The sequence below is a fragment of the Nocardia tengchongensis genome (genome assembly GCF_054781395.1).
On record NZ_BAAGUM010000006.1, the window covers coordinates 2,314,316 to 2,328,775 of the forward strand.

At 68.9% G+C, this 14,460-nt stretch carries 14 protein-coding genes; 7 read left to right on the top strand and 7 right to left on the bottom strand.

What is annotated here, in order from left to right; translation table 11 throughout:
- Positions 1-339: 339 nt before the first annotated feature.
- The 3 genes from ACYVKL_RS21710 to ACYVKL_RS21720 all read right to left on the bottom strand — a co-directional run bounded on the left by ACYVKL_RS21710 (position 340) and on the right by ACYVKL_RS21720 (position 3,648).
- On the bottom strand, positions 340-1,230 hold the full coding sequence (locus ACYVKL_RS21710) for a carbohydrate ABC transporter permease (protein ID WP_379165511.1): 891 nt from the start codon (positions 1,228-1,230) through the stop codon (positions 340-342).
- Positions 1,230-2,279 (bottom strand): carbohydrate ABC transporter permease, encoded by a 1,050-nt coding sequence (locus tag ACYVKL_RS21715; protein WP_379165512.1) that lies wholly within the window; start codon positions 2,277-2,279, stop codon positions 1,230-1,232. The genes ACYVKL_RS21710 and ACYVKL_RS21715 overlap by 1 nt, the downstream gene beginning before the upstream one ends.
- A gap of 64 nt (positions 2,280-2,343) precedes the next feature.
- Positions 2,344-3,648 (bottom strand): ABC transporter substrate-binding protein, encoded by a 1,305-nt coding sequence (locus ACYVKL_RS21720; protein WP_379165513.1) that lies wholly within the window; start codon positions 3,646-3,648, stop codon positions 2,344-2,346.
- 232 nt (positions 3,649-3,880) lie between these two features.
- Here ACYVKL_RS21720 and ACYVKL_RS21725 point away from each other — a divergent pair, with 232 nt between their 5' ends.
- Together ACYVKL_RS21725 and ACYVKL_RS21730 are read left to right on the top strand one after the other, a co-directional pair.
- Positions 3,881-4,720 carry a DUF2786 domain-containing protein gene (locus ACYVKL_RS21725; protein WP_379165514.1) on the top strand — a complete coding sequence of 280 codons (840 nt, stop codon included), beginning with the start codon at positions 3,881-3,883 and terminating at the stop codon, positions 4,718-4,720.
- 11 nt (positions 4,721-4,731) lie between these two features.
- On the top strand, positions 4,732-5,244 hold the full coding sequence (locus tag ACYVKL_RS21730; protein ID WP_379165515.1) for a TIGR04338 family metallohydrolase: 513 nt from the start codon (positions 4,732-4,734) through the stop codon (positions 5,242-5,244).
- 5 nt (positions 5,245-5,249) lie between these two features.
- Here ACYVKL_RS21730 and ACYVKL_RS21735 read toward each other — a convergent pair whose 3' ends face one another.
- The gene (locus ACYVKL_RS21735) at positions 5,250-6,227 is read right to left on the bottom strand and encodes an o-succinylbenzoate synthase (RefSeq protein ID WP_379165516.1); all 978 of its coding nucleotides are present in this window, start codon (positions 6,225-6,227) and stop codon (positions 5,250-5,252) included.
- A gap of 635 nt (positions 6,228-6,862) precedes the next feature.
- Between ACYVKL_RS21735 and ACYVKL_RS21740 the strand changes: the two genes are divergently transcribed.
- Positions 6,863-7,282 carry a hypothetical protein gene (locus ACYVKL_RS21740; RefSeq protein ID WP_379165517.1) on the top strand — a complete coding sequence of 140 codons (420 nt, stop codon included), beginning with the start codon at positions 6,863-6,865 and terminating at the stop codon, positions 7,280-7,282.
- A gap of 3 nt (positions 7,283-7,285) precedes the next feature.
- Here ACYVKL_RS21740 and ACYVKL_RS21745 read toward each other — a convergent pair whose 3' ends face one another.
- A complete protein-coding gene (locus ACYVKL_RS21745) occupies positions 7,286-8,455 on the bottom strand; it encodes a thiolase family protein (protein ID WP_379165518.1) in 1,170 nt (389 codons plus the stop codon).
- Between the two features lie 93 nt (positions 8,456-8,548).
- Here ACYVKL_RS21745 and ACYVKL_RS21750 point away from each other — a divergent pair, with 93 nt between their 5' ends.
- On the top strand, positions 8,549-9,049 hold the full coding sequence (locus tag ACYVKL_RS21750) for a winged helix-turn-helix transcriptional regulator (protein WP_379165519.1): 501 nt from the start codon (positions 8,549-8,551) through the stop codon (positions 9,047-9,049).
- 10 nt (positions 9,050-9,059) lie between these two features.
- Here ACYVKL_RS21750 and ACYVKL_RS21755 read toward each other — a convergent pair whose 3' ends face one another.
- The gene (locus tag ACYVKL_RS21755) at positions 9,060-10,130 is read right to left on the bottom strand and encodes an ABC transporter ATP-binding protein (RefSeq protein ID WP_379165520.1); all 1,071 of its coding nucleotides are present in this window, start codon (positions 10,128-10,130) and stop codon (positions 9,060-9,062) included.
- A gap of 194 nt (positions 10,131-10,324) precedes the next feature.
- Between ACYVKL_RS21755 and ACYVKL_RS21760 the strand changes: the two genes are divergently transcribed.
- The 3 genes from ACYVKL_RS21760 (at position 10,325) to ACYVKL_RS21770 (ending at position 13,731) form a co-directional block, all read left to right on the top strand.
- The gene (locus ACYVKL_RS21760; protein WP_379165521.1) at positions 10,325-11,101 is read left to right on the top strand and encodes an LLM class F420-dependent oxidoreductase; all 777 of its coding nucleotides are present in this window, start codon (positions 10,325-10,327) and stop codon (positions 11,099-11,101) included.
- 84 nt (positions 11,102-11,185) lie between these two features.
- A complete protein-coding gene (locus ACYVKL_RS21765) occupies positions 11,186-13,009 on the top strand; it encodes an ABC transporter substrate-binding protein/permease (protein ID WP_379165522.1) in 1,824 nt (607 codons plus the stop codon).
- Positions 13,006-13,731: an amino acid ABC transporter ATP-binding protein gene (locus tag ACYVKL_RS21770; RefSeq protein WP_213558529.1), complete on the top strand. Its 726-nt coding sequence runs from the start codon at positions 13,006-13,008 to the stop codon at positions 13,729-13,731. Before ACYVKL_RS21765 ends, ACYVKL_RS21770 begins: the two co-directional genes overlap by 4 nt.
- Here ACYVKL_RS21770 and ACYVKL_RS21775 read toward each other — a convergent pair.
- Positions 13,728-14,456, bottom strand: coding sequence for a glycoside hydrolase family 25 protein (locus ACYVKL_RS21775; protein ID WP_379165523.1), 729 nt, complete (start codon positions 14,454-14,456; stop codon positions 13,728-13,730). The genes ACYVKL_RS21770 and ACYVKL_RS21775 overlap by 4 nt on opposite strands.
- Positions 14,457-14,460 lie beyond the last annotated feature (4 nt).

Below are 14,460 nucleotides of genomic sequence, written 5' to 3' on the forward strand. Positions count from 1 at the left end.
GGGGACGCTTCCGGTTCTCCGCCGTGCCGGCTGTGGGACGAGCTCACGAGCATCTCCTTCCGGAGCGTCGACAAAGCGCGGATCGACCCCACCCGGGTGGGGAGCACACAGAAAGCCCGCGACACCGGCCGCGGCGGGACCTATGTTAATCGACGGTCCGCCCCACTGGCGGAATTGCCCGGCGGCTCCTGCTCCACCCGGTCGCCTGGACCCGGTGGTTTGCGGCGCGTCTCGTTCTGGACTGAGTGGAGCGGAGGAGCGAAGCGGGGGAGCGGAGGGAGGGAAGAACGAGACCTCCAGCGCCGCAAACCACGCCGGAGCGAAGCGGAGGCAGAAGATTCAGCTCTTGACGCCGCCTGCGGTGAGGCCGGAGATGATGCGGCGCTGGAACAACAGCACCATGATGACCAGTGGGATGGTGACGATGGTGCCCGCCGCCATGATCGCGGTGTACGGCTGGACCAGCGGGTTGTTACCCGAGAAGCGGGCGACCGCGACGGTCACCGGTTCGGTCTTGTCGCTGGAGAGCAGGCGCGCCAGCAGGTATTCGTTCACCGCGGCGATGAACGCCAGGATGGCGGTGGTGAACACGGCGGGCGCGGCCAGCGGCAGCATGATCAGGCGGAACGCCTGGAACCGCGACGCGCCGTCGATCCGCGCGGCTTCTTCGAGTTCCCAGGGGAGTTCGGCGAAGAAGGACGCCAGGATGTACACGGTCATCGGCAGCACGAACGAGATGTTCGGGATGATCATGGCCTGGTAGTGGCCGATCCAGCCGAGGTCGGTGAACAGCTGGAACAGCGGGGTCACCAGCACCACCACGGGGAACATGGAGGCGGACAGGATGAGTCCGGACACCAGGTACTTGCCCTTGAAGGTGAGCCGCGCCAGCGCGTAGGCGGCCATGATGCCGATCAGCAGCGCCACCACGGTGGTGGCCGCGCCGATGATCACGCTGTTGCCCAGGGCCCGGCCGAAGTTGTTGCCGCGGCTGGTGTCGAAGGCGTTGCGGAAGTTCTCGAACGTGACGTGGGTGGGCCACGGCGTGTTGTCGAAGGTGTAGGCCGGATCGCGCAGCGCGGTCACGACCATCCAGTAGAACGGTCCCAGACCCCACACCAGCACGATCAGCGCGCCCAGGTAGACGCGGCCGGATGCGAGCCGCTTGCTCCACGGAACCGGTTGCGGGGCGTGCGGGTTCGCGGTCTGCTCGATGACGTTCGTGCTCATCAGTGGGCCTCCCGCTGTTCTTCCTGGGTGCGAACGGCGTTCGCCCCCAACACCTTCACCAGGAAGAACGCCACGGTGAAGATGAGCAGGAAGGTGATCACCGACAACGCCGAAGCGCTGTTGGGGCCCTGGCGCACCTGATCCACCACCAGCATGGAGATGGTGCGGGTGGCCGGGTTGGACTGGGTCATGATCGCGGGCAGGTCGTACATGCGCAGCGCGTCCATGGTGCGGAACAGAACCGCCACCAGCAGAGCGGGTTTCAGCAGCGGCATGGTGATGTTCCAGAAGCGCTGCCAGGCGGACGCGCCGTCGACGCGTGCGGCCTCGTACACGTCTTCCGGAATCACCTGCAGGCCCGCGAGAATCAGCAGCGCCATGAACGGGGTGGTCTTCCACACGTCGGCGGCGATCACCGCGAAGCGGGCGGGCCACGGGTCGGCGGTCCACAGGATGTGGGTGCCGAACAGGCGGTTCACCACGCCGTCGTACTGGAACATGAACTCCCACAACCGCGCCGTGACGGCGGTCGGGATGGCCCACGGGATGAGCACGGCGGCGCGCAGCAGGGCGCGGCCCTTGAAGGTCTTGCCCATGATGACCGCCATGCCGAGGCCGATGGTGGCCTCCAGCGCGACCGTCACCACGGTGAACAGCAGGGTGACGCCGATGGCGGTCCAGAACTGCGAGCCCAGGTTGCCGGTCGGGCAGTCCACCGTCTCACCGAGTGAGTTGGTGCACTGCTCGAGCAGCCAGTGGGTGTAGTTGCTGAAGCCCGCGCCGCCGCCCTCGACGAACATGCCGGTGGCCTTGTCCAGGCCGGAGTCCTTCTGGAAGGACATGATCAGGGCCCGGACCACCGGGTACCCGATGACCACGGCCAGGGCGAGCAGCACCGGGGTGACGAACACCCAGGCGCGGGCGGAGACGCCCAATCGTTCGCCCCGGCGTTTGGTCTGCGGCGCTTTGTTCTGTGGCGCTACGGATTTCACGCTCGGCTCCGTACGGTCGGGCGACGCGATATCGGTCGCTCCCGAAGGACGTGACACCTGTTCTCTTCTCCTACGGGACTCAGCCCTTGATCGTTCTCCGGGCTTCGCCGTCGAGCACGCCCTACGATCCGGCGGTCTCGATGCCCTTCTGCATGCCTGCGATGGCATCGTCGACCGACTTGCTTCCGGTCAACGCAGCATAGGCGTTGTCCTGGATGGCCTTCGACACCGCCGGGTAGAAGGGGGTCACCGGCCGCGGCACCGCGGAGGCGATGGATTCCTTCAGGGCGGGAAGATACGGCATCTTGGCGATCAGCGCCGGGTCGTCGTACACCGAGGCCCGGACCGACGGCAGTGCGCCGGAGGCCACGATGTGCTGGGCGTCCTCGCTGATCAGGAAGCGCAGGAAGTCCAGCGCGGTGGCCTTGTTCTTGGAGAAGGCGCTGATCGCGGCGTTGTAGCCACCCAGGGTGGAGGCGCCGACGCCGTCCTTGCCGGGCAGCGGGGCGACCCCGAACTTGTCCTTCACCGAGGAGGCGTCGGAGCCGGCGTCACCGAAGGACGACGGCCAGCCGCGCATGAACATGAGCTTGCCGGTGACGAAGGCGTTCTGCGACTCCGGCTCCTTGAAGGAGATGCCTTCCTTCGGGATGTCACCGTTCTTGTAGGCGTCGACCAGCGTGGTCAGACCGGCCTTGGCCTGCGGGCTGTTCACGGTCGGGGTCTTGCCGTCGGCGCCGACGAAGCTGCCGCCGAAGGCGTTGATGACCTCGGCGGTGTTCACGGTCAGACCTTCGTAGGGCGCCAACTGGCCTGCGTAGCAGCCGATTCCGGCTTCCTTGGCCTTCGGGCACATCGAGATCATCTCGGCCCAGGTCTTCGGGGGCTCCGGCGTCAGGTCCTTGCGGTAGAACAGCAGCCCGCCGTTGGTGTTGCGGGGCGCGGCGAAGAGGGTGCCGTTGTAGGTGGCCGAGGCGACCGGCGGCGACAGCAGGGTGGAGGTGTCGATCGCGAAGGAGTCCTTCAGCGGCTGGATCCAGCCCTTGGCGGCGAACTCCGCGGTCCACGGCACGTCCAGGGCGACCACGTCGTAGTCCGACGCCTTGGCCTGCATGTGCTGCTTGAGGTCGTCGTACTGCTGGGAGGCGTCGTTGGACTGCTCCTTGAACGTCACCTTCTCGTCCGGGTGGGCGGCGTTCCAGCGCTCGACGAGCTGCTTCACCGCACCGGTCTCGGTGGTGTCCTTGCCCTCCACATAGGTGATCGGGCCACGGCCGGTGAGGTTCTCACCGGTCGAGCCGTTCCCGCCGGAGCTGCTCGAGCAGCCGCTGGCGAACGTCGCCGTCAGCAGCGCCGCCGAGGTCACGGCCAACACGGCACGCGGCACCAACGTCGAACGTAGAGAGGACACCTTCTTCAAAGCCATTGCGAATACTCCAGGGTCGATGAGTGACCAGTGGCACACTCAGCCGGGGCTGCACAAGGCAAGATACATGGTGACGCTACCGTGCGCCGGAGCAACCTCGTTGATCATCCAGAGGTTCGCGGCCCGTCTCGTTCTGGACCGAGTGGAGCGGGGGAGCGAAGCGGAGGAGCGGAAGGAGGGAAGAACGAGACCTCCAGGGCCGCGAACCCGCCCGGAGCGAAGCGGAGGGCAAATGGGCACAGACAAGATGTTGACTCGGATCGGGGGGCTGCTGCGGCAGGCCGAATCGACCGACAACGAGCACGAGGCCGAGGCCTTCCTGGCCGCCGCGCAACGGCTCGCGACCGGGTCGTCGGTGGATCTGGCGGTGGCGCGGGCGCATATCGCCAACCGGGAACGCCGGCCCACGCCCGCGCAGCGGGTGATCCCGATCGGGGAGCCCGGAAAGCGCGGTCTGCGCACGTATGTGCAGCTGTTCGTGGCCATCGCCGCCGCCAATGACGTGCGCTGTGATGTGGCCCGCAGTTCGACCACCGTGTACGCCTACGGTTTCGATACCGATATCGACACCTGCGCGGCGCTGTACGCGAGCCTGCTGGTGCAGATGGTGCGTGCCTCCGACCACTACATCAAATCGGGTGCGTACAAGACGGCCACCACACAGAAAGTGGTCGTGGAGCGCCGATACGGCCGCACCGTGCAGCGGCCCGTCGAGGTGCCGGTCGCCGCGGTGACCGCGCGCCTGAACTTCCAGATGGCCTTCGCCGCCCGCATCGGCCGCCGCTTGGCGGAGGTCAAGGCGGAGGTGGAGAGCGCGGCGGTGCGCGCCGACGCCGTCGGATCCGCGTCTACCGGAACGGCTCTGGCCTTGCGGAACAAGGAACTCGAGTTGACCGACTACTACTCCCGCACCTCCGAGGCGCGCGGCACCTGGCAGGGTCCGCAGGCTTCGGCGGGGTATTCGGCGGCCGCCCGGCGCGCCGGGGACCGCGCGGGCAAGGCTGCGCGCCTGGGCAGTTCCGCGGAGCTGGGCGGTGCGCGCGGGCAGTTGACCCGCGGTCCGGGCGAATAGCGAACGCGCGCATGGCGGTCCGGGATGCGCAACGGTCCCTGGTGTACGACGCCGAGGGACTGGTGCGCGGAATGTTCGAGCGCGCCGACGAATTCGGGACGCGGACGGTGGAATTGCACGGTTCGCACCTGACCTTGCCGGTCGAGCGGCGGTTCGCGTCGGTGGAATCGGTGCAGTCGTATACCGAACGGGTGCTGGCGCTGAATTGGGTGCGCGCGCAGTGGGATCGGGCGGCGCTGCCGGTGACGGTGCGGGCGCGGGCCGGGGCGAAGGCCGCCCACTACGAATCGGCGGGGGCGGTGCTCGCGATTCCGCTACACACTGGTGGAAGTGCCTGGGCGCTGCGCGAATTGGTGATCTTGCACGAGTTGGCTCACCACCTGGATCCGGAACCGACCGAGGTGGCGCCGCACGGCCCCGAATTCTGCGCCCGCTACCTGGAATTGGTGGACGGTGTCATCGGCCCGGAAGCCGCCCTGCTGCTGCGGACCACGATGTACTCGTGTGGAGTCCGCATCGCCTGACCGGACTAGGGCAGCAGTTTCCGGACCCGGGCCAGGCGCTGGAGCCACCACCGGGTGCGCTCGGCGTCGGGGTGGCGGTAGCGCTCCAGCAGTTCGGGGTCCGGCGCCGGGGGCGTGCGGGGCACCTCCAGCCAGCCGTCCACCGGACGCAGCGGCGTGGTCACCACATCCCCGGTGAGCAGCGACAAAGTGTCCAGGCCGCAGGCGAAATCGAGATGAGGGAGGGCCCCGGCGAGGGCGACCTGCGCGGCCAGCCCGACGCTGGTCTCCAACGCCGACGACACCAGGCACGGCAGTCCCGCGGCGTCGGCGACCTCGAGCGCCCGCCGGACCCCGCCCAGCGGAGTGCATTTCAGCACCGCCACGTCCGCCGCGCCCGCCACCGCCACGCGCAGCGGATCCTCCGCTCGCCGGATGGACTCGTCGGCCGCGATGCGCACGTCCACGCGTTTGCGCACGGCCGCGAGTTCCTCGATCGTCCGGCACGGCTGCTCGACGTACTCCAAACCGCCTGCGGCCCGGTCGATCCGCACGATCCGGTCGATGGCGGTATCCACATCCCAGAGGCCGTTGGCGTCGACCCGCACCGCGCCGTCCGGCCCCAGCGCGTCACGCACCGCCGCGACCCGCTCCAGGTCCTCGCCCAGGGAGTCCGGGTGGTCGGCGACCTTCACCTTCGCGGTCCGGCAGCCCGATTCGGCCACGATCCGGTGCGCCCGCTCCGGCCCGACCGCGGGCACGATGCAGTTCACCGGCACCCGATCCCGGACCGGCTCCGGCCATCCCACCGCCGCCTGCTCGACCGCGGTGGCCAGCCACGCCGCCGCCTCCCGATCGTCGTACTCCGGGAACGCGCAGAACTCGCCCCATCCGGCGGCGCCGGGGAGCAGCAGGCCCTCGCGCACCGTGATCCCCCGGAACCGGGTTCGCATCGGAATCGCGTAGACCACCGCCGAGTCGAAATCCACCGCGCTGTCGCTCACCCACCGCACCCTACCCACCGGCCCGGCAGGCCCGAGGTGGCGGCGCGGCCCGGTCCCGGCGACAATGCCGAGGGAAGCCATCTCCGGCTCCAGCCACCTGCGCCTCGGGGGAGAACGCAATCATGAACCCGCCCAACGAGCCCCGCCGCCCGGTGCCGCGGGGACCGCAGCCGCCCGGACCGGGCCGGCCGGGACCGCAGGATGTGCCGAATCCGGCCGGTCCGGAGGGCCCGACCCTGCCACCCGGCGGGCAGGGCGTCCCGCCACCGCCACCACCGCAAGCGCCGCTACGGCCCGGTGCGATGGATCCGGCCGGGCCGACCATGCCGAGGGGCGGTCGGCAGGCTCCTGGAAATGCCGGTGCACCACCACGATCGGGCGGTCCGGTCGGTATGCCCCCGGACCCGCGCGCGCCCCAGGCCGCAGCCGGTCCCACACAGCGATTCCCCGGTGGGCCCGGACCGCAGGGCCGAGCGCCCCTCGGACCACAGCAGCAGTCCTCGCGCAATCCGGGCGCGAATTATGGTCCGCCGCAGTCGCCCGCGGATGCGGCCCAGTCGATCAACACCGAAATGATGCCGGAGCCATGGGCTCCGGCGGCATCGCAGTTCCGGCCGGGCGAGGACGATCGGACCATGCCGGCCACCCTGCCACCGGCGGAGGCGCCCGCACAGCCCGCTCCGACGGGGGAGCGTAAGTCGTTGAACCGCAGGGACATCGTGTTGTCGCTGGGCCTCTATCTGCTCGGCGTGATCGCCGCGTTCGGCTGGGCTTACGACCTGTTCGCGAAGCTGTTCGACCTGGTCCACAACCGCTGCACCGCGAAGAAGGACTTCTCGGTGCAGTGCATCGTCATCCGCCCGCCCGCCTCGGCCCTGTGGGGCTTGCTGATCGGCGGTGGCGGCATGTTCCTGGCGCTGGTCGGCGCCATGGTGCTCGCCTCGGTGGCGGCCATGACCGGTCGCCGCTCCTGGATCTGGACGGCGATCGCGCTGCCGTTGATCCTGGTCGCGGGCGCCGCGGGACACGTCCTGGTCGCCACCGCCATCGGCTGAGGCTCAGAGGCGTTCGTAGATGGTGGCGTTGGCCAGACCGCCGGCCTCGCACATGGTTTGCAGGCCGTAGCGGGCGCCGCGGTCGTGCATGGTGTGGACGAGGGTGGTGGCCAGGCGGGCTCCGGAGGCGCCCAAGGGGTGACCGAGGGCGATGGCACCGCCGTTGACGTTGACCTTGGACAGGTCGGCGCCGGTTTCCCGGGCCCAGGCCAGGACCACGGAGGAGAAGGCCTCGTTGACTTCGAAGAGGTCGATGTCGGCGAGGTCGAGTCCGGAGCGCTGCAACACCTTTCGGGTCGCCGGGATGACCGCCGTCAGCATCAGCAGCGGGTCGTCGCCGGCGACGGCGAAGCTGTGCAACCGGGCCAGCGGGCGTAGGCCGAGCTGGGCGGCGCGTTCGCTGGTCATGATGAGGGTGGCGGCGCTGCCGTCGTTGATCTGGCTGGCATTGGCGGCGGTGATGTTCCAGCCGATCTGCGGGAAGCGGGCGGCCATTTCCTCGCTGTAGAAGGCGGGGCGCAGCGCGGCCAGGCTCTCGAGTGTGCTGCCCACGCGGATGCCCTCGTCGTCGGAGAGTCCGTTGAAGGGGGAGAGCTGGGCTTCGAAGGCGCCGTTCTTGGTTGCAGCAGCGGCCTTTTCATGGCTGGCCAGGGCGAACTCGTCGAGCTGGGTGCGGGTCAGGCCCCACTTGGCCGCGATGAGTTCGGCGCTGATGCCCTGCGGTACCAGGCCCTCGGGATAGCGTTCGGCGAAGCCGACGCCGGCGATGTCTTCGGCGCCGATCAGGTTGGCGCCCATGGGAACCCGGCTCATGGATTCCACACCCGCGGCCACCACGATGTCGTAGGCCCCGGCGATGACGCCCTGGGCGGCGAAGTGAATGGCCTGCTGGCTGCTGCCGCACTGCCGGTCCACCGTGGTGGCGGGAACCGACTCCGGGTATCCGGCGGCCAGGGCCGCGCGGCGGGTGAGGTTGGAGCCCTGTTCGCCGACCTGGGTGACCACACCGCCGATCACGTCGTCGATCAGCGCCGGATCGATCTCGCTGCGCCGGACCACCTCCCGCAGGCTGTGGGCGAGCAGGTCGGCGGGGTGCACGCCGTGCAGGGCGCCGGTGGCCTTGCCCTTGCCGATGGGGGTGCGGACGGCCTCGACGATGACTGCGTCTCTCATTGACGTTCCTTCCAGGCATCTAACTTGATCGCTCTATAGTCAGGGTAGGAGCTGGCAATAGTGAGGGCAAGTCAGCAATGTATGATGTACGCCATGTCGGCCGTACTGGAAGGAAAACTCAGCGACCTGAGCTCGTGGAAGCCGCAGGGCTGTTCGATCGCCAAGGCGATGGACATCGTCGGCACCCGCTCGGCCGTGCTGATCCTGCGCGAGTCGTACTACGGCACGACGCGCTTCGACGGGTTCGCGGCGCGGGTGGGGATCACCGACGCTGCCGCCTCCAGCGCGCTGCGCAAGCTCGTCGAGGCCGGGCTGCTCGAGAAGCGGCCCTATCGGGAAGAGGGCATGCGCACCCGCAACGAGTACGTGCTCACGCAGATGGGACTGGATCTGCTGCCCGCGGTCGTCGCGCTGTGGCAGTGGGGCGACAAGTACCTGCAGGACGGGCCCGCGCCGCTGGAGCGGCTCGAGGATTCGACCGGCGAGCCGGTCCGTGCGGAACTGCGCAGCGCCTCGGGAAACCAGGTGCCCTTGGACAACCTGCGTATCCGGGTGAACGACGAATGGCGGCGGGAAGCCCGCCGCCATTCGTGAGACCTGCCCGTCAGTTCAGGCGGCGTCCGTCCTCCGGGTGGAAGAAGTAGGTGTGCTCGGCGTCCGCCACCAGGGCGAGCCGGGCGCCCTTGACCGGCGGGTTGCGCCAATCGGCGCGCGCCACAATGGTTTCCCCGTCACCGAGGGTGCGGCCGTAGATGTAGGCGTCGGAGCCGAGCTCCTCGACCACATCCACCTCCATGGCGATCCCGGCGCCGGTGCCGACCAGTTCCAGGTGCTCGGGCCGGATGCCGACCACCACGCGCTCACCGGCCTGCGCGGCCACCGAACGCGGCAGCGGCAGCGGGCAGCCGCCGAGGGTGACCGAGCCGCCCGCGACCGGCAGCGTGAACAGGTTCATGGCGGGCGAGCCCATGAAGCCGGCGACGAACAGGTTGGCCGGGTTCCGGTACAGGTCGCGCGGGGACGCGCACTGCTGCAGCAGGCCGTCCTTGAGCACGGCCACCCGGTCGCCCATGGTCATGGCCTCGACCTGGTCGTGGGTGACGTAGACGGTGGTGGTGCCGAGCCGGCGCTGCAACTGGGCGATCTGGGTGCGGGTCTGCACGCGCAGCTTGGCGTCCAGGTTGGACAGCGGCTCGTCCATCAGGAACACCTGCGGCGAGCGCACGATGGCGCGGCCCATGGCGACACGCTGGCGCTGACCGCCGGACAGGGCCTTGGGCTTGCGGTCCAGGTAGGGCTCGAGGTCGAGCAGCTTGGCCGCCTCTAGCACCCGCTGCTGCCGCTCATCCTTGGACACCTTGGCCATCTTCAGCGCGAAGCCCATGTTCTCGGCCACGCTCATGTGCGGGTAGAGCGCGTAGTTCTGGAACACCATGGCGATATCGCGTTCCTTGGGCTCGGCGTGCGTGACGTCCTTGTCCCCGATCAGGATTCGGCCGTCGCTCACCTCCTCGAGCCCCGCGAGCATGCGCAGCGAGGTGGACTTGCCGCAGCCCGATGGCCCGACGAGCACCAGGAACTCGCCGTCGGCGATCTCCAGGTTCAGTGCGTCGACAGCGGGCGTGCCCGAGCCGGGGTACAGCCGGGTGGCCTGGTCGAAAGTGACCGTTGCCATGGTTGACACTTCCCTTCACCGGCAGGAACGTGCCGGACGATCCGTAGTACAGGGGTGGAACCGACTCTCGGGACGCTCGGAGGCTTCGCCCCGGAACCCCCGGGAGCGGTTCCGGGCACGATCGTAGGCGGACCGGATCGAATCGATACCGGTAGCCTCGAAACGGACTTCCTACCGGCGACGAGGAGTACGTCATGACCCGACCTGTTCGTATCGGCGTTCAACTTCAGCCCCAGCACGCGCCCGAGTACGGGTTGATCCGGGACGCGGTGCGGCGGTGTGAGGACATCGGGGTGGACATCGTCTTCAACTGGGACCATTTCTATCCGCTGTACGGGGATCCCGAGGGCGCGCACTTCGAGTGCTGGACCATGCTGGGCGCGATCGCCGAGCAGACCGAGCGAGTGCAGCTCGGCGCGCTGGTCACCGGCGGCGGCTACCGCAATCCGGACCTGCTGGCCGATATGGCGCGCACCGTGGACCACATCAGCAACGGGCGGCTGATCCTGGGCATCGGCGCGGGCTGGTTCGAGAAGGACTACGACCAGTACGGCTACGAATTCGGTACGGCCGGAAGCCGTCTCGCGCTGTTCAAGGACTCGATGACCCGGATCGCCGATCGGCTGGCCAAGCTGAATCCGCAGCCGGTGCGCGACATCCCCATCCTGATCGGCGGCGGCGGGGAGCGGAAGACGCTGCGGCAGGTCGCGCAGCACGCCGACATCTGGCACAGCTTCTCCGACCTCGATGTGCTGCGGCGCAAGATCGACATCCTGGGCGAGCACTGCGCCGACGTCGGCACCGACGCCACCGCCATCGAGAAGTCGGTGGCCTGGCCCGGCCTGGACAAGGTCGAGGACTACCACGCGGCGGGGGTCACCCTGTTCACCGTGGGCACCGGCGGACCGGACTACGACACCGCGCACGTCCAGGAGGCGGTGGCCTGGCGTGACCGCGTGAATCAGGGATAGGCCCAGGCCCGGACGGTGCGGGCGTCCGAATCGGGCTGAGGGTAACCCTGGAATTGCGATCCCACCCCACTAGGGTGGTTTGCCATGGTTTCCTTGCGGCAGCGACCGGGTCGTCCCCCGCGCATCCGGGCCCTCGCGGGAGTTCTGCTGGTTGGTCTGCTCGGTGTCGCCGCCCTCGGGGCGGGCGGCGCCGCGGCCGACGACCGTGATCTGTGTTCGCCGCCGGGGCCGGCCGCGGCCGGCGCCGCGCCGACCAACCTGGCCTCGGGACAGCAGAACCCCAGCGCGGACCGGTTCACCACGGCCGCCAGCGAACCGCTGGACAAGATCGACATCAGCAAGCTGGGGCTGCTCACGCCCGGCAAGCTGAGCGTCGGCACGCTCTCGGACGCGCCGCCGAGCATCTGCGTCAACTCCAAGGGCGTGTTCACCGGGTTCGACAACGAACTGCTGAAGGCGATCGGCGCGAAGCTCGGCCTGCAGGTGGAGTTCACCGGCACCGAGTTCGCGGGCCTGCTGGCGCAGGTCGCCAACGGCCGCTTCGACATCGGCTCCTCCAGCATCACCACCACCGATGCCCGCCGGCAGCTGGTCGACTTCACCAACGGCTACGACTTCGGCTACTTCTCGCTGGTGGTGCCCAACGGCAGCGCCATCCACGGCTTCCCGGATCTGCACCGGGGCAACCGGATCGGCGTCGTGCAGGGCACCGTGCAGGACGAGTACGTGGTCAACGAACTGCACCTGGACCCGGTGAAGTTCCCCGACTACAACACCGCCTACGCGAACCTGAAGTCCGGGCAGATCGATGCCTGGGTCGCGCCCTCGCAGCAGGCCATCGGCGCGATCAAGCCGGGCGATCCGACCTCGATCGTGCAGAACACCTTCAGCGTCAACAACTTCACCGCCTGGGCGGTGCGCAAGGGCCATCAGCCGCTCACCGACGCGCTGAATGCCGGGTTGGACGCGGTGATCGCCGACGGCACCTACGCCAAGCTGTACGAGAACTGGGTGCCGCGCGAGCTGCCGCCGGGCTGGAAGCCCGGCTCCAAAGCCGTGGCGCCGCCGCAGCTTCCGGACTTCGCCAAGATCGCGGCCGAGCATGCGGGCGACAAGTCGGGCAGCGCCGCGGCGCAGCCGAAATCGACGCTGCGGCAGCTGAAGGACACGTTCTTCGATTGGTCCCTGTACCGCAAGGCTTTCCCGGATCTGATCAAAACCGGTCTGCCCAATACCTTGATCCTGGCGCTGGTTTCGGGTCTGCTGGGCACCGTCCTCGGCATGCTGCTGGCGGTGGCGGGCATCTCCCGCACCCGCTGGTTGCGCTGGCCCGCACGGGTTTACACCGACATCTTCCGCGGCCTGCCCGCCGTGGTGATCATCCTGCTCATCGGCCTGGGTGTCGGCCCGGTGGTCAAGGGCGTCACCGGCAACAATCCGTACTGGCTGGGCGCGGTGGCGCTGGGGCTGCTGGCCTCGGCCTATATCGGCGAGATCTTCCGATCCGGCATCCAGTCGGTGGAGGCCGGGCAGCTGGAGGCGGCCCGCGCCATCGGGTTCGGGTACCGGCAGGCCATGACCCTTGTGGTGATCCCGCAGGGCGTGCGCCGGGTGCTGCCCGCGCTGATGAACCAGTTCATCGCGCTGATCAAGGATTCCTCGCTGATCTACTTCCTGGGCCTGCTGGCCAGCCAGCGGGAACTGTTCGCGGTGGGCCGGGATCTCAACGCGCAGACCGGGAATCTGTCGCCGCTGGTGGCGGCCGGCCTGGTGTATCTGCTGCTGACGGTGCCGCTCACGCACCTGGTCAACTACATCGACAAGCGCATGCGCGACGGCCGCCCGGGCGGGAACGATCCCGCCGACCCCGTCGAACAGGCCGTCATCACGGAAGGGCGTGGAGCATGAGTGCCTCCCTCACCGGCACCGGCCTGCGATTGACGCTGGGCCGCACCGAGATTCTGCGCGGCGTGGACGTGCACGTGGACGCGGGCAAGACCACCACGGTGATCGGCCCGTCCGGCTCCGGCAAGTCCACGCTGCTGCGGGTGCTCAACCGCCTGCACGAACCCGATTCGGGCGACATCCTGCTGGACGGCAAGTCGGTGCTCGCCGAGAACCCGGACCGGCTGCGGCAGCGGATCGGCATGGTGTTCCAGCACTTCAACCTGTTCCCGCACCGGACCGTCGCCGACAATGTGGCGCTGGGTCCGCGCAAACTGCACGGCCTGTCCAAGGAGCAGGCCCGGACCCTGGCCGTGCAGCAGCTGGAGGCGGTCGGCCTGGCCGGGAAGGCGGATGCCCGCCCGTCCGCGCTGTCCGGCGGTCAGCAGCAGCGCGTCGCCATCGCGCGGGCGCTGGCGATGAAGCCCGACATCATGTTCTTCGACGAGGCCACCTCGGCGCTGGACCCGGAACTGGTCAAGGGCGTGCTCGCGCTCATGTCGGAGCTGGCGGGCGGCGGCATGTCGATGGTCGTGGTGACCCACGAGATGAGCTTCGCGCGTTCGGTATCGGACCGGGTGGTCTTCATGGACCACGGTCAGGTGGTGGAGACCGGCACACCCGAGGCGTTGTTCGAGAACGCGGAAACCCCTCGGCTGCGCCAGTTCCTCTCGCAGGTGCTCTAGCTGCTGCCCGCGAAGGGCAGGTTGGCGTAGCGGGCGAAATCGCCCTGGGCTCCGCTGTAGACATTGAGGTCGACGCCCGCGCCGATGCCGGGGATCCGGCCGGCGTCGGTGGTCTGCCAGAAGGTCCAGTGCGGCCAGCCGCCGGGGACCTCGGGGTTGTCGTTGCCGCGATAGTCCGCGATCCACAGCGGGTAGGCGGTGAACTCGTTGGAGTCGGCCATGGCCGTCTGCCAGAAGCGGGGATAGGTGTAGATGATCGGCATGCGCCCGGTCAGCGCCCGGACCGTGTTCAGGTAGCGGTGGGTCCAGTCGATGAGCGCGGCCGGAGGCAGCCCGCCGGAATCCTCGAGATCCAGCACCGGCGGCAGGTCCATCGGCCCGTTCTGGCCCAGCACCAGCGTGGAGTAGAAGGCGGCCTGTGCCTCGGGGAGCAGGTTGGGGCGCGCGAAATGGTAGGTGCCGCGCGCGACTCCGGCCACCCGCATCGCCAGGCTGTCCTGCACGAAGTACGGGTTCACGTAGTTGAGGCCCTCGGTGGCCTTGAGCATCGCGAACGAGTAGCCGGCCGCCCGCACGCCGAACCAGTTGATGCTGCCGCCTCCGGGATGCTGCCAGGAGGCCACATCGGGGCCCTCGATATCGGCGGCGGCCACTCCGGCAGGGGTAGCCATCAGGATGCCTGCAGCCGCGACAGTAAGCACTTTCTTCAGTGTGCGTCCGGTCATGCCC

Excerpts from the sequence above, each read along its gene's own strand:
- ACYVKL_RS21710 (WP_379165511.1), bottom strand. The coding sequence starts at position 1,230 with ATGAGCACGAACGTCATCGAGCAGACCGCGAACCCGCACGCCCCGCAA.
- ACYVKL_RS21720 (WP_379165513.1), bottom strand. The coding sequence starts at position 3,648 with ATGGCTTTGAAGAAGGTGTCCTCTCTACGTTCGACGTTGGTGCCGCGT.
- ACYVKL_RS21725 (WP_379165514.1), top strand. The coding sequence starts at position 3,881 with ATGGGCACAGACAAGATGTTGACTCGGATCGGGGGGCTGCTGCGGCAG.
- ACYVKL_RS21730 (WP_379165515.1), top strand. The coding sequence starts at position 4,732 with ATGGCGGTCCGGGATGCGCAACGGTCCCTGGTGTACGACGCCGAGGGA.
- ACYVKL_RS21740 (WP_379165517.1), top strand. The coding sequence starts at position 6,863 with ATGCCGGCCACCCTGCCACCGGCGGAGGCGCCCGCACAGCCCGCTCCG.
- ACYVKL_RS21745 (WP_379165518.1), bottom strand. The coding sequence starts at position 8,455 with ATGAGAGACGCAGTCATCGTCGAGGCCGTCCGCACCCCCATCGGCAAG.
- ACYVKL_RS21750 (WP_379165519.1), top strand. The coding sequence starts at position 8,549 with ATGTCGGCCGTACTGGAAGGAAAACTCAGCGACCTGAGCTCGTGGAAG.
- ACYVKL_RS21755 (WP_379165520.1), bottom strand. The coding sequence starts at position 10,130 with ATGGCAACGGTCACTTTCGACCAGGCCACCCGGCTGTACCCCGGCTCG.
- ACYVKL_RS21760 (WP_379165521.1), top strand. The coding sequence starts at position 10,325 with ATGACCCGACCTGTTCGTATCGGCGTTCAACTTCAGCCCCAGCACGCG.
- ACYVKL_RS21765 (WP_379165522.1), top strand. The coding sequence starts at position 11,186 with ATGGTTTCCTTGCGGCAGCGACCGGGTCGTCCCCCGCGCATCCGGGCC.
- ACYVKL_RS21770 (WP_213558529.1), top strand. The coding sequence starts at position 13,006 with ATGAGTGCCTCCCTCACCGGCACCGGCCTGCGATTGACGCTGGGCCGC.
- ACYVKL_RS21775 (WP_379165523.1), bottom strand. The coding sequence starts at position 14,456 with ATGACCGGACGCACACTGAAGAAAGTGCTTACTGTCGCGGCTGCAGGC.